17 protein-coding genes and 1 riboswitch are annotated in these 25,254 nt (G+C 50.9%); of the genes, 12 read left to right on the forward strand and 5 right to left on the reverse strand.

The window, feature by feature from the left end; genetic code table 11:
- Positions 1-14: 14 nt before the first annotated feature.
- Entirely contained in the window at positions 15-788 is a 774-nt protein-coding gene (gene nudC / locus J1C60_RS17120; protein WP_128176750.1) for an NAD(+) diphosphatase, read from the reverse strand.
- 287 nt (positions 789-1,075) lie between these two features.
- On the opposite strand from nudC, the gene rsd reads away from it, so the two are divergent.
- The 7 genes from rsd to thiH all read left to right on the forward strand — a co-directional run bounded on the left by rsd (position 1,076) and on the right by thiH (position 7,271).
- On the forward strand, positions 1,076-1,582 hold the full coding sequence (rsd, locus tag J1C60_RS17125; RefSeq protein WP_128176752.1) for a sigma D regulator: 507 nt from the start codon (positions 1,076-1,078) through the stop codon (positions 1,580-1,582).
- 77 nt (positions 1,583-1,659) lie between these two features.
- A riboswitch (TPP riboswitch) is annotated at positions 1,660-1,760 on the forward strand.
- A 92-nt stretch (positions 1,761-1,852) separates the two neighbouring features.
- On the forward strand, positions 1,853-3,787 hold the full coding sequence (gene thiC, locus J1C60_RS17130) for a phosphomethylpyrimidine synthase ThiC (RefSeq protein WP_128176754.1): 1,935 nt from the start codon (positions 1,853-1,855) through the stop codon (positions 3,785-3,787).
- Entirely contained in the window at positions 3,784-4,428 is a 645-nt protein-coding gene (gene thiE, locus J1C60_RS17135) for a thiamine phosphate synthase (RefSeq protein WP_128176756.1), read from the forward strand. The genes thiC and thiE overlap by 4 nt, the downstream gene beginning before the upstream one ends.
- A complete protein-coding gene (locus J1C60_RS17140; protein WP_128176759.1) occupies positions 4,418-5,167 on the forward strand; it encodes a HesA/MoeB/ThiF family protein in 750 nt (249 codons plus the stop codon). Before thiE ends, J1C60_RS17140 begins: the two co-directional genes overlap by 11 nt.
- A complete protein-coding gene (gene thiS, locus J1C60_RS17145) occupies positions 5,164-5,364 on the forward strand; it encodes a sulfur carrier protein ThiS (RefSeq protein WP_128176761.1) in 201 nt (66 codons plus the stop codon). Before J1C60_RS17140 ends, thiS begins: the two co-directional genes overlap by 4 nt.
- Before the next feature lies 1 nt (position 5,365).
- Positions 5,366-6,142, forward strand: coding sequence for a thiazole synthase (locus tag J1C60_RS17150; protein ID WP_128176762.1), 777 nt, complete (start codon positions 5,366-5,368; stop codon positions 6,140-6,142).
- A 1-nt stretch (position 6,143) separates the two neighbouring features.
- Complete coding sequence (thiH, locus tag J1C60_RS17155) at positions 6,144-7,271, forward strand: 2-iminoacetate synthase ThiH (protein WP_128176764.1); 1,128 nt, start codon at positions 6,144-6,146, stop codon at positions 7,269-7,271.
- 767 nt (positions 7,272-8,038) lie between these two features.
- On the opposite strand, the gene uraH is transcribed toward thiH, so the two are convergent.
- A complete protein-coding gene (gene uraH, locus J1C60_RS17160) occupies positions 8,039-8,455 on the reverse strand; it encodes a hydroxyisourate hydrolase (protein WP_128178947.1) in 417 nt (138 codons plus the stop codon).
- Positions 8,456-9,103: 648 nt separating this feature from the next.
- On the opposite strand from uraH, the gene J1C60_RS17165 reads away from it, so the two are divergent.
- The 4 genes from J1C60_RS17165 (at position 9,104) to J1C60_RS17180 (ending at position 12,277) form a co-directional block, all read left to right on the forward strand.
- Complete coding sequence (locus J1C60_RS17165; RefSeq protein WP_128178946.1) at positions 9,104-9,364, forward strand: hypothetical protein; 261 nt, start codon at positions 9,104-9,106, stop codon at positions 9,362-9,364.
- Between the two features lie 18 nt (positions 9,365-9,382).
- Entirely contained in the window at positions 9,383-10,780 is a 1,398-nt protein-coding gene (locus J1C60_RS17170) for a ShlB/FhaC/HecB family hemolysin secretion/activation protein (RefSeq protein WP_128178945.1), read from the forward strand.
- Between the two features lie 283 nt (positions 10,781-11,063).
- On the forward strand, positions 11,064-11,273 hold the full coding sequence (locus J1C60_RS17175) for a filamentous hemagglutinin N-terminal domain-containing protein (RefSeq protein WP_164877303.1): 210 nt from the start codon (positions 11,064-11,066) through the stop codon (positions 11,271-11,273).
- Between the two features lie 38 nt (positions 11,274-11,311).
- Complete coding sequence (locus tag J1C60_RS17180) at positions 11,312-12,277, forward strand: two-partner secretion domain-containing protein (RefSeq protein ID WP_235859181.1); 966 nt, start codon at positions 11,312-11,314, stop codon at positions 12,275-12,277.
- Positions 12,278-12,390: 113 nt separating this feature from the next.
- On the opposite strand, the gene J1C60_RS17185 is transcribed toward J1C60_RS17180, so the two are convergent.
- A complete protein-coding gene (locus tag J1C60_RS17185; RefSeq protein WP_154325459.1) occupies positions 12,391-12,531 on the reverse strand; it encodes a hypothetical protein in 141 nt (46 codons plus the stop codon).
- 103 nt (positions 12,532-12,634) lie between these two features.
- Here J1C60_RS17185 and J1C60_RS17190 point away from each other — a divergent pair, with 103 nt between their 5' ends.
- Positions 12,635-16,681 (forward strand): coiled-coil domain-containing protein, encoded by a 4,047-nt coding sequence (locus J1C60_RS17190; RefSeq protein WP_128178942.1) that lies wholly within the window; start codon positions 12,635-12,637, stop codon positions 16,679-16,681.
- A 216-nt stretch (positions 16,682-16,897) separates the two neighbouring features.
- Here J1C60_RS17190 and rpoC read toward each other — a convergent pair whose 3' ends face one another.
- On the reverse strand, positions 16,898-21,118 hold the full coding sequence (rpoC, locus tag J1C60_RS17195; RefSeq protein ID WP_128178941.1) for a DNA-directed RNA polymerase subunit beta': 4,221 nt from the start codon (positions 21,116-21,118) through the stop codon (positions 16,898-16,900).
- Between the two features lie 82 nt (positions 21,119-21,200).
- Positions 21,201-25,229, reverse strand: a complete 4,029-nt coding sequence (gene rpoB, locus J1C60_RS17200; RefSeq protein WP_128178940.1) for a DNA-directed RNA polymerase subunit beta — start codon at positions 25,227-25,229, stop codon at positions 21,201-21,203.
- Between the last annotated feature and the right edge of the window lie 25 nt (positions 25,230-25,254).

Genomic DNA, 25,254 nt, shown 5'->3' on the forward strand with positions numbered 1-25,254 from the left:
ATATGCAGCCACTCTCACTCTGCTTCAGCACGACATAACGCGACCGTGTCCTCAATTAAGCGGCGCGCTACCGTCCCCGCCGGTGGTAGCTGAGGTAAATTATCGTACCGGTACCAGCCAGCATCAATAAGCTCTTTCTCATCATGCTTCAGCTCACCTTCGTCATACTCGGCCATAAATGCCATCATTAATGAGTGCGGGAAAGGCCAGGGTTGCGAAGTCACATAGCGAACATTTTTAACTTTGATATTGCTCTCTTCCATCACTTCGCGTGCTACCGTCTGCTCAAGCGTTTCACCGACTTCGACAAATCCTGCCAGTACCGTATGGATCCCGTTACGGTGACGCTGATGCTGGGCCAGCAAAATTTCATCACCGCGCCGGATAGCCACAATGATACAAGGTGCTATTTGCGGATAATAACGCTGATGGCAATGACCACACAGACAGGCATTTTCGCTTTTACTCAAGTGCATTTCATGGCCACAGTAGCCGCACCAGCGATGGGAGCGATAGAATTCAGCCAGCTGTACACCTCGCCCAACCAGTTGAAAAAGTCCGGCATCTCGATCGATGATCTGCCTCACCGATCCCATATTTTCTTCGCGATTTTCACGGATCAACCAAACGGTTTCACCCTGCCAACTGCCAATCACCGATCCACGGGCCCCTGCAAGGCCGAATGCTTCAGCCGGGCCATGTGGTAACTCTCCCTGCGGTAACCAAAGTTTTTGTTCATGGCTGACAACCCACCAGCCAGCGTCTATGCTTGAAATCTCACGTTCCATAAAAAGGGTCATCCTTTGCTTCAGCAGGTAATTTGTAGTACTGATAGTTGGTGTTATATACCCTGAATAGTTCAAGCTACGAGCAACGGCAAGCTCGGGAGCCATCGGGATGACTGAACGCAGTCAACAAGCCTGCAACCTGAAGTACGACGGGTATAAAAATTGATATGTCGTGTTTAAAACTATATACCCAAAATAATTGGCATTGCATCAAAGTAACATGAGTACGTATCCCACATTGATGTAATGCCAGATATGAAGGGAATATCTCTCATAGGGAGTTGATCATGCTTAACCAGTTAGACACGTTAACCGAGCGCTTCGGAGGCAGTAATGAACTGGTCGATCTTTGGCTGAATGCGCGCCGACATTTGCTAGTTGCTTATTATGAGACGGTGGGGATTAAACCTCACAAGGATGCCCTCACAACGCTCGACGAAGAAGCGTTAGATCATTTTTGCCAGCGATTAGTCGATTACCTTTCGACCGGACATTTCAATATTTATGAGCGAATTATTGACGGACTAGAGGGAGATAGCCCATTAATCGCGGCATCACAGATTTATCCCGCGCTACAAGCTAATACTGAACGGATCATGGAGTACTACGATACCCATTTAGAAGCCGCTATCGACCATGATAACTGCCTGGAATTCCAGCAGGCGCTCTCTGGCGTGGGCGAAGCGTTGGAAGCACGCTTTACGCTGGAGGATAAGCTGATTCAACTGGCTTTCGTTCACCATCTTTCTCCATTATCCGTTGCAAATGAGTCTGCATTGGCACGGCCTGCGTAAGCATTATTCGCTGCCCGCCGCTTGTAGTTTCATTAGCCCCCCTTTATGCTGAAGTTGTAGCGACAGCGTTGCTGTGCGCTTTCTTGTCGGAGTGCCCCTCGGGGCTGAGACCGTTTATTCGGGATCCGCGGAACCTGATCAGGTTAGTACCTGCGAAGGGAACAAGAGTAAAGATACACTAACGGCGCTCTGTTATTTTCGTCGCACTGTTTGTTACTCCCTCCGAGCTCCAGACAAGCCATTTTCCTTATCAATTTCAGGATATGAGCGATGTCTACTACTGTAAATAAACCCAACCGCCGTGAGCAGCGTGCACAGGCACAGCATTTCATTGATTCCCTGCAGGGGACGGCCTTTCCCCGATCTAAACGTATCTACCTTCAAGGTTCACAGGACGATATTCGCGTCCCCATGCGAGAGATCCAGCTCAGCCCCACATTAACAGGCGGGACGAAAGACCATCCGACGTTTGAGGATAACGAACCTGTGCCGGTATACGATACGTCCGGTCCGTATGGCGATCCCGACGCGGCAATCGATGTGCATACCGGTCTGGCACGGATACGAGCAAACTGGATTGAGCAGCGTGGCGATACGGAATCTATCGGACAACGCAGCTCACTCTACACGCAGCAGCGTCTGGCCGATGAAGAGCTTGATCACCTGCGTTTTGAGCATGTTCCACAGCCCAAACGCGCGCTTTCCGGACATTGCGTCACGCAGCTACACTACGCGCGCGCCGGTATCATTACACCTGAAATGGAGTTTATTGCCCTGCGTGAAAATATGGGGCGTGAACGCATTCGTAGTGAGGTGTTATTACAGCAGCATGCTGGCAATAGCTTTGGTGCCAGCTTACCCGAGAATATCACCCCGGAATTCGTTCGTCAGGAGGTCGCTGCCGGACGCGCCATCATTCCAGCCAATATCAATCATCCCGAATCCGAACCGATGATTATCGGTCGCAACTTTCTGGTAAAAGTTAACGCAAATATCGGCAATTCTGCGGTCACCTCATCGATTGAGGAAGAGGTCGAAAAACTGGTGTGGTCAACCCGCTGGGGCGCTGACACGGTCATGGATCTCTCTACCGGCCGCTACATCCATGAAACACGGGAATGGCTGTTGCGTAACAGCCCCGTTCCCATCGGCACCGTTCCCATCTATCAGGCGCTGGAGAAAGTGAATGGCGTGGCGGAAAACCTTAACTGGGAGATGTTTCGCGATACGCTGCTGGAACAGGCTGAGCAGGGCGTCGATTACTTTACTATTCACGCGGGGGTGTTACTGCGCTATGTGCCGATGACGGCAAAACGTCTGACCGGTATTGTCTCTCGCGGTGGCTCCATCATGGCGAAATGGTGCCTTTCGCACCACCAGGAAAACTTTCTCTATCAACATTTCCGTGAAATTTGTCAGATCTGCGCCGCCTATGATGTCTCACTTTCGCTGGGCGACGGGTTGCGTCCGGGCTCCATCCAGGACGCCAATGATGAAGCCCAGTTCGCTGAGTTACATACGCTGGGCGAATTAACCAAAATCGCCTGGGAGTATGACGTGCAAGTGATGATCGAAGGCCCAGGACACGTTCCCATGCAGATGATCCGCCGTAACATGACGGAACAGCTGGAACACTGCCATGAAGCCCCCTTTTATACGCTAGGGCCTTTAACAACAGATATCGCCCCGGGCTACGATCACTTTACCTCCGGAATCGGCGCAGCAATGATTGGCTGGTTTGGCTGTGCAATGCTCTGTTACGTCACGCCGAAGGAACACCTTGGCCTGCCGAATAAAGAAGATGTGAAACAAGGGTTGATCACCTACAAAATTGCTGCGCACGCTGCCGACCTGGCAAAAGGGCATCCCGGCGCACAAATTCGCGATAATGCTATGTCGAAAGCGCGCTTTGAATTCCGCTGGGAAGATCAATTTAACCTGGCACTTGATCCCCATACCGCACGTGCTTATCACGATGAAACCCTGCCGCAGGAGTCAGGCAAAGTCGCCCATTTCTGCTCGATGTGTGGCCCTAAATTTTGCTCGATGAAAATCACACAGGAAGTCCGTGAATACGCGGCAAAACAAGCTAACGAAGCACGCCCGATTGAAATTGGCATGGCACAAATGTCCGATGCGTTCCGCCAGCGTGGTGGAGAGCTTTACCATCAACCCGCCGAGCTGGCGCACAAGGATAATCTATGACAACACCTTTCCCGGCCACGGCTAAAAAGCTGGGGCTTTATCCGGTAGTGGATAGCGTTGAATGGATAGCCCGCCTGCTGGACGCGGGCGTACGCACCATCCAGTTACGCATCAAAGACCTGCCGGAATCAGAGGCTGAGCCTGCCGTGGCCGAAGCGGTGGCGTTGGGCAAGCGCTATCAGGCCCGCCTGTTTATCAATGATTACTGGAGACTGGCAATAAAGTATGGCGCCTATGGCGTACATTTAGGCCAGGAAGATCTGGATACGGCCGATCTGGTGGCTATCCGGCAGGCAGGACTGCGCCTTGGGCTATCAACCCACGATGATGCTGAGCTGGATCGCGCGCTGGCGGTGAAGCCCTCGTATATTGCACTCGGCCATATCTTCCCCACGCAAACCAAAGCAATGCCTTCTGCGCCGCAAGGCCTGGCCGAACTGCGTCGTCACCTCACCCGCCTGAAAGATATTTCCACTGTCGCCATTGGCGGTATCAGCATCGAACGCGCACCTGAAGTATTAGCCTGCGGTCCGGGCAGTATTGCCGTCGTCAGCGCAATAACCCAGGCAGAAAACTGGCGCGAAGCAACCCAAATATTGCTCGCGCTGGCTGAGCCACCGGGAGAAAATAGTGCTGAATGATAATGACTTTCTTCGCTACAGCCGTCAGCTGCTGCTGGAAGAGTTCGGTATTGAAGGACAACAAAAACTCCAGCAGTCCAGCGTACTGATCGTCGGTCTGGGAGGGCTGGGCTCTCCCGCTGCACTTTATCTGGCCGCCGCTGGTGTGGGCAAACTGTTGCTGGCGGATGATGACACGCTTCATATCAGTAATTTACAGCGGCAAATACTGTTCCGTACCGATGAAGTTGGACAATCCAAGGTCGCGCTGGCGCAAAAACAGCTTCAGGCGCTAAATCCGCAGATTGAAGTGATTGCGCTGGAACAGCGTATGGATGAGACGACGCTAACGACGGCCATACAACAAGCCGATCTGGTGCTGGACTGCAGCGATAACATGGCAACCCGTCATGCGATTAACGCTGCCTGTGTGACCAATGATACCTCACTGGTTAGCGGCAGTGCGGTTGGGTTTAGTGGTCATCTGATGGTGATTACGCCGCCCTGGCGACAAGGCTGTTATCGCTGCCTGTGGCCGGATGACGTGGAACCAGAGCGTAACTGTCGCACCGCCGGGGTATTAGGTCCAGTCGTTGGTGTGATCGGTACGCTACAAGCCCTGGAGGCGCTGAAATTACTGGCCGGACACCCATCCGCTCTCAATGGCAAACTGCGGCTTTTCGATGGCTATCAGCACAGCTGGCGAACGCTGGATCTGGAACGGGCACCACACTGTGAAATCTGCGGAGGTAAAGCATGAAAATTGTGGTTAATGATGAACCCGTGACGCTGGATACGCCACTGACGCTGACCGCCCTACTCCAGCAACTCTCACGCCACCAGCCGGGCACGGCCTTAGCCGTCAATCAGACTATCGTGCCGCGCGCACTTTGGGATTCTCATCTTTTACAGGAGGGCGATGACCTGGTTATTTTTCAGGCCATTGCCGGGGGTTAATATGTTACAGATTGCTGATAAAACCTTTTCATCCCGGTTGTTCACCGGGACCGGGAAATTCGCTAATGCGACGCTGATGCTGGAGTCGATTCGCGAATCAGGCTCTCAGTTGGTTACCATGGCGATGAAACGTGTCGATCTTAAAGGTGGCGAGGACGGAATTCTGGCACCGCTTCAACAATTGGGCGTGCAGCTCTTACCGAATACCTCGGGAGCAAAAACCGCCGCCGAAGCGGTGTTTGCAGCGCGACTGGCGCGTGAAGCGCTGGGAACGCACTGGCTTAAGCTCGAAATCCATCCCGATGTCCGTTACCTGCTGCCCGATGCGATCGAAACACTGAAAGCCGCGGAGCAATTAGTCAAAGAGGGTTTTGTGGTGCTGCCCTACTGCGGAGCCGATCCCGTGCTGTGCAAACGACTGGAGGAAGCCGGGTGTGCCGCAGTGATGCCGCTGGGTGCGCCGATTGGCAGCAATCAGGGGTTGAAAACCCGCGATCTGTTGGAAATCATTATTGAACAGGCAAACGTGCCGGTGGTCATTGATGCCGGTATTGGCGCTCCCAGCCACGCCAGCGAAGCGCTGGAAATGGGGGCTGATGCCGTACTGGTCAATACGGCTATTGCCGTGGCACGCGATCCCCGGCAGATGGCGCGGGCGTTTCGCCTTGCCGTTGAAGCTGGCAGGCTGGGTTATCAGAGCGGTTTGGGACAACGGCATCAGCAGGCTGTGGCCTCCAGCCCATTAACATCATTCCTGCAGCACAGCGAGGAGCTATAAAATGAGTAGCTTTGTGACGAATTGGGAAGCGCTGGACTGGGATGACATCGGGATGCGCATTAACAGTAAAACGGCAGCGGACGTTGAGCGGGCCTTAAATGCCCCTCGCGTTGGCCGGGAAGAGCTGATGGCCCTGCTCTCACCTGCGGCAGCGGCATGGCTTGAACCGCTAGCCCAAAAAGCGCAAAGGCTCACGCGTCAGCGCTTTGGCAATACGGTTAATTTTTTCGTCCCCCTCTATCTTTCCAACCTTTGCGCCAATGACTGCACCTACTGCGGCTTTTCGATGAGTAACCGTATTAAACGAAAAACGCTGGATGGAGAGGAGATCGCCCGCGAATGTGCGGCGATCCGCGCGATGGGATTCGATCATCTGCTGCTGGTCACTGGCGAGCATCAAACAAAAGTGGGTATGGACTATTTCCGTCAGCATCTGCCCGCCATTCGCCAGCGCTTTAGCTCACTGATGATGGAAGTGCAGCCGCTGCAGCAGCAGGAATATGCCGAGCTAAAAACGCTTGGGCTGGATGGTGTGCTGGTTTATCAGGAAACCTATCATCAGGCGGTGTATGCCCAACATCATCTTAAAGGCAATAAGCAGGATTTTTTCTTTCGACTGGAGACGCCGGATCGCCTCGGCCGCGCCGGGATCGATAAGATCGGTTTAGGGGCGCTGATTGGTCTGTCTGACAGCTGGCGCACCGACTGCTTTATGATGGCAGAGCACCTGCTGTACCTGCAAAAAACATACTGGCAGAGTCGCTACTCAGTGGCTTTCCCCAGGTTACGACCATGCGCAGGGGGGATTCAACCGGCCTCACTGATGAGCGAAGCTCAGTTGTTACAAACGCTGTGCGCATTCCGCCTGTTTTCACCCGAACTTGAACTGTCGCTTTCCACGCGCGAGTCACCGCATTTTCGCGATCATGCGGTACCACTGGTGATTAACACCGTCAGCGCCTTCTCCAAAACACAGCCAGGCGGCTACGCTGAAAATGTACCAGAGCTGGAACAGTTCGCTACGCATGATAACCGTACACCGTCGCAGGTCGCAGCAGCCCTCTCGAGTGCCGGTTTACAACCAGTCTGGAAAGACTGGGACGGTTATTTAGGGCGCAACACGCAATAAAAATATATGGCTCTGCAACGGAAACGGAAAGTCAGCGGGGCATTACGCAATACGATGATCCACCGCTGGTTCTTGCACTAGCTGCCTTTATAGTAGCGCTGTCGCCAGCAATTCCGCTGCCGTCCAGGGCCAGCTTTATACCCTCTTGCTGGCCCTGCCCTCACGCTTTACCGAATAATACAAAACATACGCTATGACATAGTGTGCACGGAATCATTCCCATAGCAGTCAACAAACCTGCAGCGCGGAGTATGATGATAACTGCTCTAAATAATTCGTGTTGCAGGGCGGCGGCAAACGCGTAAATCCCCGGGAGCATAGCCCCATAGCCCACTATGTGACCGGGATGAACGCGTGCAGCCAACAAACCTGCGGCGCGAAGTATGACGATAACTGCTCTAAATAATTCGTGTTGCAGGGCGGCGGCAAACGCGTAAATCCCCGGGAGCATAGCCCACTATGTGACCGGGGTGAACGCGTGCAGCCAACAAACCTGCGGCGCGAAGTATGACGATAACTGCTCTAAATAATTCGTGTTGCAGGGCGGCGGCAAACGCGTAAATCCCCGGGAGCATAGCCCACTATGTGACCGGGGTGAACGCGTGCAGCCAACAAACCTGCGGCGCGAAGTATGACGATAACTGCTCTAAATAATTCGTGTTGCAGGGCGGCGGCAAACGCGTAAATCCCCGGGAGCATAGCCCACTATGTGACCGGGGTGAACGCGTGCAGCCAACAAACCTGCGGCGCGAAGTATGACGAGCAGGTTAGTTACCGCGGTAGGTTGAGTACCCATACTGACTCAGCAGTAACGGAATATGAAAGTGCTGACCACTTTTCTCTACGTGGAAGATCACCGGAATTTCTGGGAAGAAACTGTCCTTACCATTTTTCTTGTAGTAGTCACCCGTTTTAAACGTCACTTTGTAATCGCCTGCCGTAATGCTTTTCCCGGCAGGATACAATGCACCAATACGCCCGTTTTGATCGGTGCTCGCTGTGGATAGTTTCACCCACCGCTCCTGCTGCTTCTGCTCCAATTCAACCTCAACGCCTGGCGTAGGAACGCCCGTTTGGAGATTCAAGACATGTACGCTTACAGGGTTAATCGCTTGTTCGGCCGCAACAGCTGATACTGAAGCGACCATCAGCGAAGATAGAAAGACTATTCTTACTAATTTCATTATTTTTCCTCAGGGTTAATCACTAATGGAAAATATAGATAATGGTAATTAGGAACAAATTTTCTTTAAAAAATACGAAAATTCCGAGCTTATTGACCTTGGCAACCTCATAGTTTCACCTAAATAATTTGAACTAAAAATATATGCCAATCAGTCAATCTTCAGATGAAAAGATAACGACAGGAATCGCTACACTTATGTCCCATTAGCTCTTCATTCCTCATCGTAAGTCCCTCCTATGCAATTGATTTATAAACAACATCATATAACACTATGTATAATGGTGATTGCTTTTATCAGACTAAAAACAATGATATACGCACAATGTAAAACGCCAGCTTTTAGTTAGCACACTTATAATACCCACATAATTTACTTAAAAATAATAAGTTGACGCTTTAAGTAATTATATTTATCTTAAGAAATAACGGATGATATTAGAAATGGACTTTAATTTACCCTGACAATCGTGGATGTATTTCTAAGAGATATCTTAACTAATTCAAGTTACAGAATGCATGCAGTTCTGTCACTCCCATGAACATAAATGATTACGTAATTGGGATGTACACTGCCGCCAAATTCATGGCTTGAAGTAAGGCAGATCTCGGTCAGGGTGATTAAGTTTCAGCATTGTGAAACTTTAAAATGAAAAATATTTACATTGTGCCAATAGCAGTACTACTTATACTTCAAGCGAATGTAGAAGCAAGTAATGTTGCGCCATCAGTACAGTTTGATCAGGAAATCACAAATCAGCAACAGCAAGAGAAAAGTCAGAAAAAATTGCTGACACCTGATTACAAGAAAGCAGATGTCAAGAATAACGACACGTCTGTTGAATTTAACATTCCTGCAGAGGAAGAATGCTGGATCATTAATAACATTACTGTAAATAGTCCTTCATAAAAGCTTGATCTTCATTTTCTGGACCGACTAGCAAAACAAGCAGAAAAAAAATGTATAGGGCTAAAAGGGATCAAGGCCCTTGCTTATACAATGCAAACGAAGATACTTCAAGAGGGTTACATTACCACCAAAGTATCAATACCCGCCCAGGATCTCACCCGTGGAGAATTAACGGTTTCTGTTATTCCAGGTACCGTAGATAACATTTCAACGTCGGGAAAAACATCTTATACCAGCTTATGGAATACACTCCCCATGGAAACCGGGGAGATTATTACGTTGTCTGCATTAGAGAGAGCCAGTGAAAACCTCCAACGTGTTGATGGATCACAAGCAAGAATTTTTATTCAGCCAACCCTAAACGGTAAAAGCGATATTCTTATTGATCGCTCGCAGCAAAAGTACTGGAAGATCAGTACTTGGGCTAACGATGCTGGAACACGTAATCTCGGGCGTTATCAGGGTGGCGCGGCATTTTATCTCTTAAATCCCACGTCATTAAATGACACGGCTTATGTTTCCTATGCGCAAAATATCCCCACAGCTAAAAACACGCACCGTGGCTATCAAAACTATTCATTTTACTATTCCGTTCCATTGCAGTTTTGGGCAATAGATATTTTTCATAGCCGCAGTAAAACTGAGCAGGCTCTTCATGGCTATTACAATGATTGGTCATATAAGAACAATTATCACTACAGCAGCATCCAATTTAATCGGTTACTCACTTATAATGCAAAGGAGCGTTTAACCGCTGGCCTACAATTCTTTGATAATCAGGCAAATGCTGTCATCGAAGATGTGGCACTTCCGCAGCAGGAGAAACACAGCAGTGGATGGAAAGCGCTACTTAACTATCAGTTGAACTATACAAATACGACAATTAATACGGCACTGAGTTATCAGCAAAAAGCACACTGGTTTGGTACCGCTCCCGAAGAAAAAATCGGGGATGTGAGCCGGAAAGGTCGCGTACTCAGTCTGGATATAGATGCCAATGTTAACTTTATCTGGATGAAGCAGATAATGACTTATGCACCCAAGTTAAAAGTACAGCTGACGCCTGACAGGTTAACTACGCTCGATCAATTTTCTCTGGGTAATCGCTGGACGGTACGTGGTTTCGATGGTCAGCAAAATCTTACGCGCGATAAGGGATGGTTTCTACAAAACGAACTGCGCTGGAATCTTCCGTCCATCACCCACCAGCTTTATGCAGGTATCGACATGGGGCAAGTTACTGGTAAAAGCGATCAACCCTATAATAAAAACAGGTTAGTTGGCAGTGTCATTGGCCTCCGGGGATGGGCTGGAAACGCAGGCTATGAGTTATTTTCCGGTATACCATTATACAAACCGGATGATTTTAAAACGGATAAGATAAATCTTGGACTTAGTCTTCAGTGGCAGTACTGAGGGAATAATACAGGTGCAAATTCATTCATGTTGCATTCAGGCGATTGTCAGTTACGCATGGATAGATAGTTTTATTATGTCATCGTTGCGAACAGGGAGAATCAAAAAATACAACAGAAAATGCCATGTATTAATATCCTGAATAATTCTTCCTGCAGAAAAAGCAAGTCAGGAAATTCACACCAGTAAGGGGAATATGCCGACATCGCTAATAAATCTGCAGTTTGAAATATGAAGGATATATACTGCAAAAAAAATTATCTAACACAAGGACATGTTATTTATGAAAAAATTTAAACTATCTCTTATTTTTACTGCAACCGCAGCCATTTTGGCTAGCAGCAGCCTTTATGCCAGCAGCGCAGATGTTATTAACATTGCCAAACCGAATGGGAAAGGCATCTCTGTTAATAATTATAATGAATTTAATGTCTCGAAAGATGGCATGATTCTTAATAACAGCGGTAAAAATGTTGCGACTCAGCTCGGCTGATCATTAACCAAGTCCGCCCGGGCAGTAGCAAAAGTCAATTGAATGGGCAGATCGAAGTTGCTGGTCAGAAAGCTGATGTGATTGTCTCTAACCCTAATGGCATAACCTGCTCGGGTTGTGGTTTCATTAATACGTCTTCAGCCTTGCTTACTACTCACAATGTAGATACTTCCTCAGGTACTGCTCGCATTGTTCAAACCGCAAAAGGGAATAATGGTACGGTCACATTTGAAGGCAAAGGGTTAGTCAATCCAGCGCTGGATAACCTGAAAATTGAAGCCGGTAAAATTATTGTCGACGCGCCAGTGCAGGCCAAAAACGTAACCATGAGCTCGGCAAGATCACAAGCTCAATATGGATATGATGTCACTCTTGATGTTACTGAGTTGGGCGCAGTCAAAGCTGATACCATTTATCTGGTGAGCGATGATTCTGTTGCACGCAACTCGGGTCAGTTAGACGCAAACTATAGTTTGAAAATCAAAGGAAAATCCATATTAAATGCAGCCGGTAATATGACGGCCAACGATATTGATCTGGATGCTGATAAAAACCTTATGAACGGCGGAGGCAACATTACTGCGCGTGATCAGTTGGTCATGAATGCAGGTTACCTTTATAACGATCAGGATGGAGAGATCAACGCGAAAGGAATGAAGGGCGATGTCCGTAGAGTGAATAACTTTGGTAATTTAACCGCCAAAAGAAATATCGACCTCCGCAGCGACTGGGTAACAAACCGCGGCAATATGGATGCCGGTGACACCTTAAGCATTCATTCTGATGACGATTATTGGGCTCCGGTCTTTACAAACTATGGCGGTAAGGTCAAGGCACAGACTGTGAAAGTGGGCGGTGAAAAAGTAGATAGCTATATTGCAAGCGATCTCTACGGTGGTGAGTTCGAATTCGTCTCAGCAGAACCATCAAATCGCTACGAAATGACCCCTGAAGATCTGGTGGACTTAGATGCTTTCATGCGCTGGCTGAATCGCTGGTCATAAAGATAATTCTGAGTTCTGTATAACGTACCCCTCACGACTGAAAGTGACTGAGTCGTCGTCCGGGAATTCGTTTCGGGGAAGACCAGTAACCTGGCTGAAGTGATACGAACGCGTTACAAACAGGTCTGCAATTCAAAGTACGATGGGGAAATACCTTCGGGTGATTCCCTTGCCAAAGCGGCATCATCCGGTGCCGCTTTCTCTTTAAAAGCACCACGTAACATCACTTTCCAGCCGCTGGCAAACCAGCGCATACTTGCTTCCCCCATTTTGCATCTGTCTATTGCTGAAATACGCAATTCGTTTATCAATACTGGACAGATATAGTGGTACGCAAAATTCCGTCACGGAGTAGCAATGAAGGTTCCGCGTTTTATAACACCCGCTGATATCCGGCACGAGCCGCCACATGATGGTACACCACCTTCCACAGACGACGTAAAGCAAGCGAACAAAGCGGCAACACATCAGCAGGTTTCGCCCAGCGCCGGCCAGCCGCCTTCCAGTAGCAGGCTTTCCCGAATGAAAGAAAAACTCTCTGCTCGCACGCAGGATTACACTCTTGGGATCCCGGGAAGCGGCACAACACGTGACAGACAGGAGCGCAGCGGCGTGCCACAGCAGGAGAGCGCCCGCAACCCGAATGCGCTGGCATTCCCGATGCTACACCGCAGCCACCAGCTATTACGCTATGCTGAATCCAGCGTCAAAACCCTCGAACAGAGTAAGCATACGCTCTGGGATCGACCCGCACCGGGTAAGTATCGACAGCGGCTCACCAAACTCTTTCCCTTCCTTGCGCCCGCCTCGTTAAAAAAGATCGCAACGTCCTATGGCGAGAATGTCAATAAAAGCGGTAGTGAGATGCGTGATGGCGTGATTCCTCATGAGGAGATCGCCCACGCGGCGGGTGAACTGCAACAAGCACTGCAGGACAAACGGACCCTGTTAGAAACCGCAACAGACGTACTGGAAAAATGCTATGAGCAACATGACAGGGCAATCCAACAACATGATCCCGATCGGGTAAAACAGCTACAGCAGCGAGTGAACCTGGCCGAACAGCAGGTGGCTTCCCGCCATGCCGAGCTGCTCAGCATGCTGGAAGACCCTGCAATGATGGCGCTTAGTCGCATGAGCGATCACGCTGACAGCGCCGACAAACAGTTGGCATTTTCCCGCCAACGGCTGGCAGAGCTTCACCAGGAAGCCAGTAAACTGGTGACAACCAGTGCCACACTGCGCGATGAAATATCCCAGCAGTTTACAGTCGGCGCGGAGAAAATCCGTAGCTTGATGGTTCTGGCAAGCAGTATGGAGAACGGCTATCGCCAACTGAATCTCGCAGGAGAGGAACTGGAGCGATTAAAGGCGCAGGAACCGGTCAGTGCAGGGAATGAAGAATCGCATCAGCAAGCAGTCATGCATCAACTGCTGGTGCAATCCGCCGCCCAAAGTAGCCTGATGGAGAATATTGCTCAACTGGAGACGCTGGATATTGATAGTTCCCAGGCACTGGAAGGAATTAACCAGGCATTAGAGAAACTGCAGGGCAAACAAATGATGCTGCTACAGCAGCGTGGGGTGGCACAACAACAGTGGATAAATGCCAACCAGGCCACCGCCTTACTGCGCCCCGCCCAAGGGGCCGGTCACCAAGAAACTATCCCGTATCAGGCAGAGCACACCAGCCAAAGCAGAACCCCGCTGACGAGTGGGAGCAAATTAAAAGACGAAATCAGCCCGCTTGTGGAGCAGGAAAAAACCGCGCTTAAAGCGATGAAAAACGAAGCGAATGCTGCCCGCATAGATACGCTCGAACGCCAGCAGGATAAACCATTAACCACACAGTTAAAGAACCTGATTGCCCGGCTGGATGCCAATCCTGCCCTGACCAAACAACCGGGCTGGCTGATTGTCGATGTAGTGCAAAATGCTCTGGCACAGTCGAGTGATGAACCCGGCATGGCCGGAAAAATTCTTGATGTACTGTCGGAGTATCCTGCACAGCACTGGGCCTCACAGACTGCTCCGCACGATAAACTCACCGCAGCCGCAGTACACTTTAATCATAAAATCAGCGCCCTGCCGCGCGGTGCAGATATGCTGCAACTGCTTTCCAGTAAAGGTGACGAGGTACCTGATGCAACAATCAGCAAGTCCCTTAGTACGTTCTGGAAGGCTGACAGAGCGCTTACAACAGAGCAGGACCCAACAGTGATCGGCTGGTTACAGGACGCACGCGCTGTTGCCGCCAGCAAGCTTGTTAGCGAAAGTGAAGTAACCCATTTCGATGATGTACAGCATGCTGCCTATAACGCCGTACGTAACGGCTATATCAGTAATGCACCCGGCTCGCCCTATGACGTGGATAATCAGCGCCTGATGAAAGCGACACATGAGTGGGTCTTTCGGGCAATGGCCTCGCCACCGCCAGCGCAGAAAGAGGGATTGCGTCTGCTACCGCATATGCAGAAAACGCCCTATACCCCGGAGGGACTGACCCGTGCAATGGACATTACCGATAGCATGGATATGACCTCACTACGCAGCCAGGGAGATAAGCAGGTTAATGAAAGGCTCATGCAACTCAAAGCGCTGATTGAACATATCGGAGATGAACATGGGCCGGAAGCTCAGTTGCTCGTGCGGGCAGCCAGCGCCCTGACGGAGAGTATGGAGACTTCAGCAGTGAAAGGTGGGCATCTTTCTCAACAGGTGCCTGGACGCAAAGAACGCCGTGCAGCCCTTCAGGCTCTGGCCCTGCTCCAGAACGCAGACAGCAAACCCGACAATAAGATTCGTTCCATATTTACATCAACCGAACTGCCTCCTGTACTGGAAACCATGTTTGAGCAGAGGCTTAGCAGCTTTGAGATGATCAACCGCCTGTATGAAGAACTGAATAATACGTTACCTGCGGATAAACGCCTGCCGTCACCTGAGCTGACGCCGGAATCAGAGCGGGCACTACAACTGTTGAAATCACGCTGTTTTCAGAGCAAAGACGATATCCTCACCTTTTTCCAGCCACTGATTGAGGGCAGTCGCCTGCGCGATCGCGTCAGATTAGGCGGCGGGGGAACGCTGGGGGTTGGGCTTCCCACGCTGCCTTATAATGTTCTGTTTCCGGTCGCGCCTACCGCCTCTTTTGAGCTGGCGCGAAGTGAGGAAGCCTGGGTACAACTGTTTATGCCGATTCTTGGTATGGAATTTTCATTTGGTAAAAGTAAAACTCACAGCGCTGAGGCCTCACTGGGTATCAGCGCAGGGGTACAACTGGATAATAATGTCAGCCTGCAGGGCGGCGTCCGCACTACACTGAGACAGCAACAGTCACACTCAGACGCCACGCTGATCCGCTTCTTCCGTCGCCGTTTTCAGGATGATGAGATGCGTCAGAAAATGTATACAGCCCTGGAGAGCGTCGTCCGCTGGGACAGTCTCGAACCGCAGCAGGGACGCAGTTTCAGCGGACCGCTGGAGGCCATTCTGGCACGTAGCCCGGATGTTTCAATGAGCCACGTGCACTCAGAAAGCACTTCCCGGGGTGTGACGGGAACGCTATATGGCAGGCTGCCCTTTGTCCGTCATGCAGGGCAAGCGATGACCGGGCAATATGCTTACGGTGAGTTTGCTGTTAGCCAGCAACATGACCAAACAAAGGACAAAAGGCAGGAGTCCGGCGGTACTGTACGCATCAATGGTTATCGGGGTGATACCACCACTCAGCGGGCCCGTGTGTCAGCAGGGATCGGCGGTTCGCCGCTCAGCAACACACCCACGAGTGAAGGACTCGGCGTCAGCGGCCGTTTTGGCTTGCCGGTACAACTTGGCATCACACGTGACCTCAGTTGGCATCAGCAGCGGCATGAGCTGTCACTCTACACCATCGAAGACAAACAGGATGCGGATATTGACCGCCACTATTCCACTGTGGCCGATATGCAGCAGGAACTTTCAGCCCACCGCGATGCATGGCTGATGCGCTGTATTGAGACGCTGGAACCAGATGCAGATAAGCGTGATACCCCCGATTTACGCAATCAGGCGATGGCGGTACTGGATGAGTTCGAACAGCAGTTGGGGAAACTTGCAGAACAATCTAACTACTGCCTGTACAACGTCAATTATTCGTTGCGCGGCGAAAGTGGTGCGGAAATTGATGGCTACCGTGCTCTGGCACAACTGGCGCGTGAACAGAATGATGAAATTCGTGCACAGGAAATGGAGGGTGCTATCAACACATTGTTGAGTACAGAGGGAAGCTGGCGACCATTGATGTTAATCATCCGTGAGCGTGCGCGCGAAAACACTACGACAGGTATTCGCACTGCTCTGCGGTTTCAGCATAATCGCAATAACGATGGACTACGCACCGTGGCACAATTCCCACCCCCATGATGAGGTAATAAGTCGCCGCAACGAACATCATCCCCTGCGTTGAACCTTATCCAGCAGGAATCAGCTCAATTTTTTTACCGTCAATAAAAAAGCACCGCCGATATAATCGGGCGGTGCTTTAAATCTTATCTTATCCAACTCTCCGTTCACTTCAAACCACATGGGAAGAAGTGAACGGCGTTATTGGCTAAGCAAGGTCTTTAAGGCTATACGAAATTAATCGTCGTTGCCACCAAGGCCAGCATTCAGCAACTCTGCCAGACTGGCAGACGCCTCATCTGCAGTAACCTGAGGTACAACAGGTACTTCGCCTGCAGCCTTACGACGCATACGATCCTGGTGGTAGGCGTAACCAGTACCAGCCGGAATCAGACGACCTACGATAACGTTCTCTTTCAGGCCACGCAGTTCATCACGTTTACCTGCTACAGCGGCTTCGGTCAGGACACGCGTGGTTTCCTGGAAAGATGCTGCAGAGATGAACGATTCGGTTGCCAGTGATGCCTTGGTGATACCCAGCAGATCGCGCATGTAAGTCGCTGCGATTTTGCCGTTGGCTTCCAGATCGCGGTTAGAAATTTTAACCCGCGAGACTTCAACCTGCTCACCATCAAGGAAATCAGAGCTTCCTGAACTTTCAATGGTCGCTTTACGCAGCATCTGACGAACGATAACTTCGATATGCTTATCGTTAATCTTAACGCCTTGCAGACGATAAACTTCCTGCACTTCGTTGGTGATATAGCGTGTTACTGCATGCACACCACGCAGACGCAGGATGTCATGTGGAGACTCAGGACCATCGGAAACCACATCACCACGTTCTACGCGCTCACCTTCAAACACGTTAAGCTGACGCCATTTTGGAATCATTTCTTCGTAAGGATCGCTGCCATCTACCGGGGTGATAACCAGGCGACGCTTCCCTTTGGTTTCTTTACCGAAGGAAATGATGCCGCTGATTTCAGCCAGGATTGCCGGCTCTTTCGGACGACGCGCTTCGAACAGGTCAGCAACACGAGGCAGACCACCGGTAATATCTTTCGTACCGCCGGATTCCTGAGGCACACGCGCCAGGGTATCACCCGAACTGATCTGAATACCATCTTCCAGTTGGACAATCGCTTTACCTGGCAGGAAATACTGAGCAGGCATATCGCTGCCAGGGATCAGTACATCGTTACCGTTGGCATCAACGATTTTCAGTGCCGGACGTAGATCTTTACCACCTGCTGTACGCTCTGCACTGTCCAGAACCACCAGAGATGACAGACCGGTCAGCTCATCAGTCTGACGCGTAATGGTCTGACCGTCGATCATGTCAGTGAAGCGAATAAAACCGCTCACTTCAGTAATGACCGGCATGGTATGCGGATCCCAGTTCGCAACGGTTTCGCCCGCAGCAACCTGCTCACCATCACCTTTCGCCATGGTAGAACCGTAAGGAACTTTATAGCTCTCTTTGGTACGACCAAATTCGTCGATCATTTTCAGTTCAACGTTACGCGAGGTAATAACAAGCTTGCCAGCGGAGTTGGTTACCGACTTGGCGTTGGTCAGCTTAATGGTACCTTTGTTCTTCACCTGAATGCTGGATTCAGCAGCCGCACGCGAGGCCGCACCACCGATGTGGAACGTACGCATCGTCAGCTGAGTACCTGGCTCACCGATGGACTGTGCTGCGATAACGCCGATGGCCTCACCTTTGTTGATGATGTGACCACGCGCCAGATCGCGTCCATAACAGTGCGCACACACACCGAAGTCAGTTTCGCAACTTACGACGGAGCGAACTTTCAGGCTGTCGACAGAGTGTTCTTCCAGCAGATCACATTGGTACTCGTGCAGCAGCGTGTTACGCGGCAGCAGAATATCTGCAGTGCCCGGCTTCAACACATCTTCCGCCGTTACACGTCCCAGAACACGTTCACGCAGTGGCTCTTTAACATCACCACCTTCGATAACCGGCGTCATCAGGATACCTTCGTGGGTACCACAGTCGTCCTCGGTGACCACCAGATCTTGCGCTACATCAACCAGACGACGCGTCAGATAACCGGAGTTCGCGGTTTTCAGTGCGGTATCCGCCAGACCTTTACGCGCACCGTGCGTCGAGATGAAGTACTGGAGTACGTTCAGACCTTCGCGGAAGTTCGCAGTAATTGGCGTTTCGATGATGGAGCCATCTGGCTTCGCCATCAGACCACGCATCCCCGCCAGCTGACGAATCTGTGCAGCAGAACCACGCGCACCGGAGTCGGCCATCATAAAGATGCTGTTGAAGGAGACCTGACGCTCTTCAACACCGTCACGGTTAATCACGCTCTCGGTCGACAAGTTTTCCATCATCGCCTTGGCTACGCGTTCGTTTGCTGCAGCCCAGATATCGATAACCTTGTTATAACGCTCGCCAGCAGTGACCAGACCAGACTGGAACTGCTCCTGAATCTCAGCCACTTCCGCTTCCGCTTCGGTGATGATTTCCGCTTTCTTCGCCGGGATGACCATGTCATCGATACCAACGGAAGCACCTGAACGTGCTGCATAGGCAAAACCGGTGTACATCGTCTGGTCAGCAAAGATGACGGTTGGTTTCAAGCCCAGAATGCGGTAACAGGTGTTCAGCATTTTGGAGATGGCTTTCTTACCCAGCGCCTGGTTGACGATAGAGTAAGGCAGACCTTTCGGCACGATCATCCACAGAATGGCGCGGCCCACGGTCGTGTCAATAATGCTGGTTTTAGCAACCCACTCGTCCTGCTCGTTTTTCTCATGCTCAGTGATACGTACTTTCACACGAGCATGTAACGAAGCCAAACCAGCGCGATAGATGCGCTCTGCCTCTTTCGGACCGGTCAGCACCATGCCTTCGCCTTTGGCGTTAACACAGTCACGGGTCATGTAGTACAGGCCCAGCACGACGTCCTGAGAAGGAACGATGATTGGCTCGCCGTTCGCAGGTGACAGAATGTTGTTGGTTGACATCATCAACGCACGTGCTTCCAGCTGAGCTTCCAGCGTCAGCGGTACGTGCACAGCCATTTGGTCACCATCGAAGTCGGCGTTATAGGCCGCACAAACCAGCGGGTGCAGCTGGATAGCTTTACCTTCGATCAGAACAGGTTCAAATGCCTGAATACCCAAACGGTGCAGAGTTGGTGCACGGTTCAGCAGGACCGGGTGTTCACGGATCACTTCGTCGAGGATATCCCAGACAACAGCTTCTTCACGCTCTACCATTTTCTTAGCAGCTTTAATGGTGGTCGCGAGGCCACGCAGTTCCAGCTTGCCGTAGATGAACGGTTTGAACAGCTCCAGTGCCATTTTCTTCGGCAGACCGCACTGATGCAGACGCAGGTATGGACCTACGGTGATAACAGAACGACCGGAATAGTCAACACGCTTACCGAGCAGGTTCTGACGGAAACGACCCTGCTTACCTTTGATCATATCGGCCAAAGATTTCAGCGGACGCTTGTTAGATCCGGTGATCGCACGGCCACGACGGCCGTTATCCAGCAGGGCATCTACCGCTTCCTGCAGCATACGTTTTTCGTTACGTACGATGATATCAGGCGCAGCCAGATCCAGCAGACGCTTCAGACGGTTGTTACGGTTGATCACGCGACGATACAGATCGTTCAGATCTGAGGTTGCGAAACGACCGCCGTCCAGCGGCACCAGTGGACGCAGATCCGGCGGCAGCACTGGCAGCACGGTCAGGATCATCCACTCTGGTTTGTTGCCAGACTGCACGAACGCTTCCAGCAGCTTGATGCGCTTGGTCAGCTTTTTGCGTTTAGTTTCAGAATTGGTTTCATTCAACTCTTCACGCAGCTGTTCGCACTCTTGCTCCAGATCCATGTTTTTCAACAGGGCCTGGATCGCTTCTGCACCCATTTTTGCGTCGAATTCATCACCAAACTCTTCCAGCGCATCCAGATACTGCTCTTCAGTCAGGATCTGACGCTTTTCAAGGTTGGTCATGCCGCCTTCAACCACCACATAGGATTCGAAGTACAGCACGCGTTCGATATCACGCAGTGGCATATCCAGCAGCAAACCGATGCGTGATGGCAACGATTTCAGGAACCAGATGTGCGCAGTTGGCGAAGCCAGTTCAATGTGGCCCATGCGCTCACGGCGAACTTTGGTCTGTGTAACTTCAACGCCACACTTCTCACAGATCACACCGCGATGTTTCAGGCGCTTGTACTTACCGCACAGGCACTCATAGTCTTTCACTGGCCCGAAAATACGCGCACAGAACAGACCGTCACGCTCTGGTTTGAACGTACGGTAGTTGATGGTTTCCGGCTTTTTAACTTCACCGAAAGACCAGGAACGGATCATGTCTGGCGAAGCCAGCGCAATTTTGATCGCATCAAACTCTTCAGTTTTAGTTTGCGCTTTCAGAAACTTAAGTAAGTCTTTCACGGATTAGCTCCCGTCGGAGTGAGACTTCTCAGAGACGCCCGGAATAAACCGGGCGCCCTGTAACCAGTACAAATGCGAGTCGTTACTCGTCTTCCAGCTCGATGTTGATACCCAGCGAGCGGATCTCTTTCAACAGCACGTTGAAGGATTCCGGCATGCCTGGTTCCATCTGATGGTTGCCGTCTACGATGTTCTTATACATCTTAGTACGACCATTCACGTCATCAGACTTAACAGTGAGCATTTCTTGCAGCGTATAGGCAGCGCCGTATGCTTCAAGCGCCCACACTTCCATCTCACCGAAGCGCTGACCACCGAACTGCGCCTTACCACCCAGCGGTTGCTGAGTAACGAGGCTGTAAGAGCCGGTAGAACGTGCATGCATTTTGTCATCCACTAAGTGGTTGAGTTTCAGCATGTACATGTAGCCAACGGTAACCGGACGCTCAAACTGCTCGCCAGTACGGCCGTCAAACAGCGTAATCTGACCCGAAGTCGGTAAACCGCCAAGCTGCAGCAGTTCTTTGATTTCGCTCTCTTTCGCACCATCAAACACCGGCGTTGCAATTGGCATACCTTTTTTCAGGTTCTCTGCCAGACGCAGTACTTCTTCATCACTGAAGGTGGCCAGGTCAACTTTCTGACGCACATCAGTGCCCAGATCGTATGCACGCTGAATAAACTCACGCAGTTTGGTCACTTCTTCCTGCTTCTTCAGCATCGCGTTGATTTTCTCACCGATACCTTTCGCAGCCATACCCAGGTGGGTTTCAAGAATCTGACCAATGTTCATACGTGATGGTACGCCCAGCGGGTTCAGTACGATATCGACCGGCGTGCCGTTCTCATCGTAAGGCATATCTTCGATCGGGTTGATCTTGGAGATAACACCTTTGTTCCCGTGACGACCAGCCATTTTGTCACCCGGCTGTATCTGACGCTTAACGGCCAGATACACTTTAACGATTTTCAGCACGCCAGGTGCCAGGTCATCGCCCTGAGTGATTTTACGGCGTTTTGCTTCGAGTTTTTTCTCAAACTCATGCTTCAGCTCGTCGTACTGCTCAGCCAGCTGTTCAAGTTGGTTTTGCTTGTCTTCATCGGTCAGACCCAGTTCTAACCAGCGCTCACGTGGCAGTTTGTCCAGCTTCTCAGCTTCAACGCCACCTGATACCAGTACGAAATGGATACGGCTGAACAGACCCGCTTCGAGGATCTGCAGTTCTTCAGACAGGTCTTTCTTGGCCTGCTTCAGCTGCATCTCTTCGATTTCCAGCGCACGCTTGTCTTTTTCTACACCATCGCGAGTAAAGACCTGAACGTCGATAACCGTACCAGATACGCCGTTTGGCACGCGCAAAGAAGAATCTTTAACATCAGACGCTTTCTCACCAAAGATGGCACGCAGCAGTTTCTCTTCTGGCGTCAGTTGGGTTTCACCTTTCGGCGTTACCTTACCAACCAGAATGTCGCCACCGGTCACTTCCGCACCGATGTACACAATACCGGATTCATCCAGTTTAGAGAGTGCAGCTTCACCCACGTTCGGGATATCAGCGGTGATCTCTTCCGGCCCCAGTTTGGTGTCACGAGACACACAGGCCAGTTCCTGAATGTGGATAGTAGTGAAGCGATCTTCCTGTACTACGCGTTCGGAGACCAGGATGGAGTCTTCGAAGTTATAGCCGTTCCACGGCATGAACGCCACGCGCATGTTCTGGCCCAGCGCCAGTTCACCCAGATCGGTAGATGGGCCATCTGCCAGCACGTCGCCGCGCTCGATTGGCTCACCCAGATTGACACACGGCATCTGATTGATGCAGGTGTTCTGGTTAGAACGGGTGTATTTGGTCAGGTTGTAAATGTCGATACCCGCTTCACCCGGATACATTTCGTCTTCGTTAACTTTGATAACGATACGTGATGCATCAACGTACTGAACGGTACCGCCACGTTTCGCTACGGCAGTTACACCCGAGTCAACCGCAACCGCACGTTCCATACCGGTACCCACAAGCGGCTTATCAGCACGCAGTGTTGGGACCGCCTGACGTTGCATGTTTGCACCCATCAATGCACGGTTGGCGTCATCGTGTTCCAGGAACGGGATCAGGGACGCACCGACAGAAACCACCTGCTGGGTGGAAACGTCCATGTAGTCAACCTGATCGCGACTGAACAAGCTGGATTCGCCTTTGCTACGGCAGGTCACCAGATCGTCAACAAAGTGACCTTCGTCATCGAGATTGGTGTTCGCCTGAGCGATAACGTAGTTACCTTCTTCAATCGCAGAAAGGTAATGAATTTCGTCGGTCACCACACCTTCACGCACGCGGCGATATGGCGTTTCGAGGAAACCATACTCGTTCGTCTGTGCATAAACAGACAGCGAGTTGATCAGACCGATGTTTGGACCTTCCGGCGTTTCGATTGGGCACACACGACCATAGTGAGTCGGGTGAACGTCTCGAACTTCAAAGCCTGCACGCTCACGCGTCAGACCGCCCGGGCCAAGTGCAGAAATACGACGCTTGTGCGTGATTTCAGACAGTGGGTTGTTCTGGTCCATAAATTGAGACAGCTGGCTGGAACCAAAGAACTCTTTCACTGCTGCAGAAATCGGCTTCGCGTTGATCATATCCTGTGGCATCAGGGTATCCAGATCGCCCAGAGACAGACGCTCTTTTACCGCACGCTCAACACGTACCAGACCGACACGGAACTGGTTTTCTGCCATTTCACCAACGGAACGGATACGGCGGTTGCCGAGGTGGTCGATATCGTCCACTTCACCCACGCCGTTACGGATGCCGATCAGCTTTTTCATCACTTCAATGATGTCGTCTTTGCTCAGGATACCTGAACCTTCGATCTCATCACGCAGCAATGAACGGTTGAACTTCATGCGGCCAACCGCAGAAAGATCGTAACGATCTTCCGAGAAGAACAGGTTCTCAAACAGGTTCTCAGCGGCTTCACGCGTTGGTGGCTCACCAGGACGCATCATGCGGTAGATCTCAACCAGCGCGCTAAGACGATCGCTGGTTGGGTCAACGCGCAGGGTCTCGGACATGTAAGCGCCGTGATCCAGGTCATTGGTGAACAGCGTTTCAATGCGCTTGTGACCAGACTGGCTCAGTTTTGCCAACAGGTCGAGCGACAGCTCCATGTTAGCCGCTACGATCAGCTCACCGGTGTTTTCGTCAATGTAGTCTTTAGCCACAACTTTACCGGCAATGTATTCAACCGGCACTTCAATATGCTGGATACTGTCTTTTTCCAGCTGGCGAATATGGCGCGCAGTGATGCGACGACCTTTTTCAACATAAACGGTGCCATTCGACTCAATGTCGAATGAAGCGGTTTCGCCGCGCAAGCGCTCAGGAATCAACTCCATCTGCAGCTTGTTATCGCGAATTTCGTAAACCACTTTGTCAAAGAACAGGTCAAGGATCTGCTCAGTGGTATAGCTCAACGCACGCAGGATGATGGTCGCAGGCAGCTTGCGGCGACGGTCAATACGGACGAACAGGTTGTCTTTCGGATCGAACTCGAAATCCAGCCAGGAACCGCGATAAGGAATGATACGCGCGTTATACAGCACTTTACCCGAAGAGTGGGTTTTACCCTTATCGCTGTCAAAGAAGACGCCAGGACTACGATGCAGCTGAGAAACGATAACCCTTTCTGTACCGTTGATAACAAAAGTACCGTTATCGGTCATGAGCGGAATTTCGCCCATGTAAACTTCTTGTTCTTTGATGTCTTTAACGGTGCCTTCCGGCGCTTCGCGCTCGTAGATCACCAGACGCAGTTTTACACGCAGCGGAGCTGAAAAAGTCACGCCACGAATCTGACACTCTTTAACATCAAATACAGGTTCGCCCAAGCGATAGCTGACGTACTGCAGCTCGGAGTTACCGCTGTAGCTTTGGATAGGAAAAACAGAACGGAATGCTGCTTCCAGCCCGTACTGGCCTTCCGGATCTTGCTCGATAAATTTCTGAAACGAGTCAAGCTGGATAGAAAGGAGATATGGAATATCCAGAACTTGTGGACGTTTTCCAAAATCCTTACGAATGCGTTTTTTCTCGGTATAGGAGTAAACCATAGGGTTCCTCAGCTCGCTGAAAAGT

It is taken from the genome of [Pantoea] beijingensis, from assembly GCF_022647505.1.
GTDB classification, from domain to species: Bacteria; Pseudomonadota; Gammaproteobacteria; order Enterobacterales; family Enterobacteriaceae; genus Erwinia; species Erwinia beijingensis.

Excerpts from the sequence above, each read along its gene's own strand:
- nudC (WP_128176750.1), bottom strand. The coding sequence starts at position 788 with ATGGAACGTGAGATTTCAAGCATAGACGCTGGCTGGTGGGTTGTCAGC.
- rsd (WP_128176752.1), top strand. The coding sequence starts at position 1,076 with ATGCTTAACCAGTTAGACACGTTAACCGAGCGCTTCGGAGGCAGTAAT.
- thiC (WP_128176754.1), top strand. The coding sequence starts at position 1,853 with ATGTCTACTACTGTAAATAAACCCAACCGCCGTGAGCAGCGTGCACAG.
- thiE (WP_128176756.1), top strand. The coding sequence starts at position 3,784 with ATGACAACACCTTTCCCGGCCACGGCTAAAAAGCTGGGGCTTTATCCG.
- thiS (WP_128176761.1), top strand. The coding sequence starts at position 5,164 with ATGAAAATTGTGGTTAATGATGAACCCGTGACGCTGGATACGCCACTG.
- J1C60_RS17150 (WP_128176762.1), top strand. The coding sequence starts at position 5,366 with ATGTTACAGATTGCTGATAAAACCTTTTCATCCCGGTTGTTCACCGGG.
- thiH (WP_128176764.1), top strand. The coding sequence starts at position 6,144 with ATGAGTAGCTTTGTGACGAATTGGGAAGCGCTGGACTGGGATGACATC.
- uraH (WP_128178947.1), bottom strand. The coding sequence starts at position 8,455 with ATGAAATTAGTAAGAATAGTCTTTCTATCTTCGCTGATGGTCGCTTCA.
- J1C60_RS17165 (WP_128178946.1), top strand. The coding sequence starts at position 9,104 with ATGAAAAATATTTACATTGTGCCAATAGCAGTACTACTTATACTTCAA.
- J1C60_RS17175 (WP_164877303.1), top strand. The coding sequence starts at position 11,064 with ATGAAAAAATTTAAACTATCTCTTATTTTTACTGCAACCGCAGCCATT.
- J1C60_RS17185 (WP_154325459.1), bottom strand. The coding sequence starts at position 12,531 with ATGCGCTGGTTTGCCAGCGGCTGGAAAGTGATGTTACGTGGTGCTTTT.
- J1C60_RS17190 (WP_128178942.1), top strand. The coding sequence starts at position 12,635 with ATGAAGGTTCCGCGTTTTATAACACCCGCTGATATCCGGCACGAGCCG.
- rpoB (WP_128178940.1), bottom strand. The coding sequence starts at position 25,229 with ATGGTTTACTCCTATACCGAGAAAAAACGCATTCGTAAGGATTTTGGA.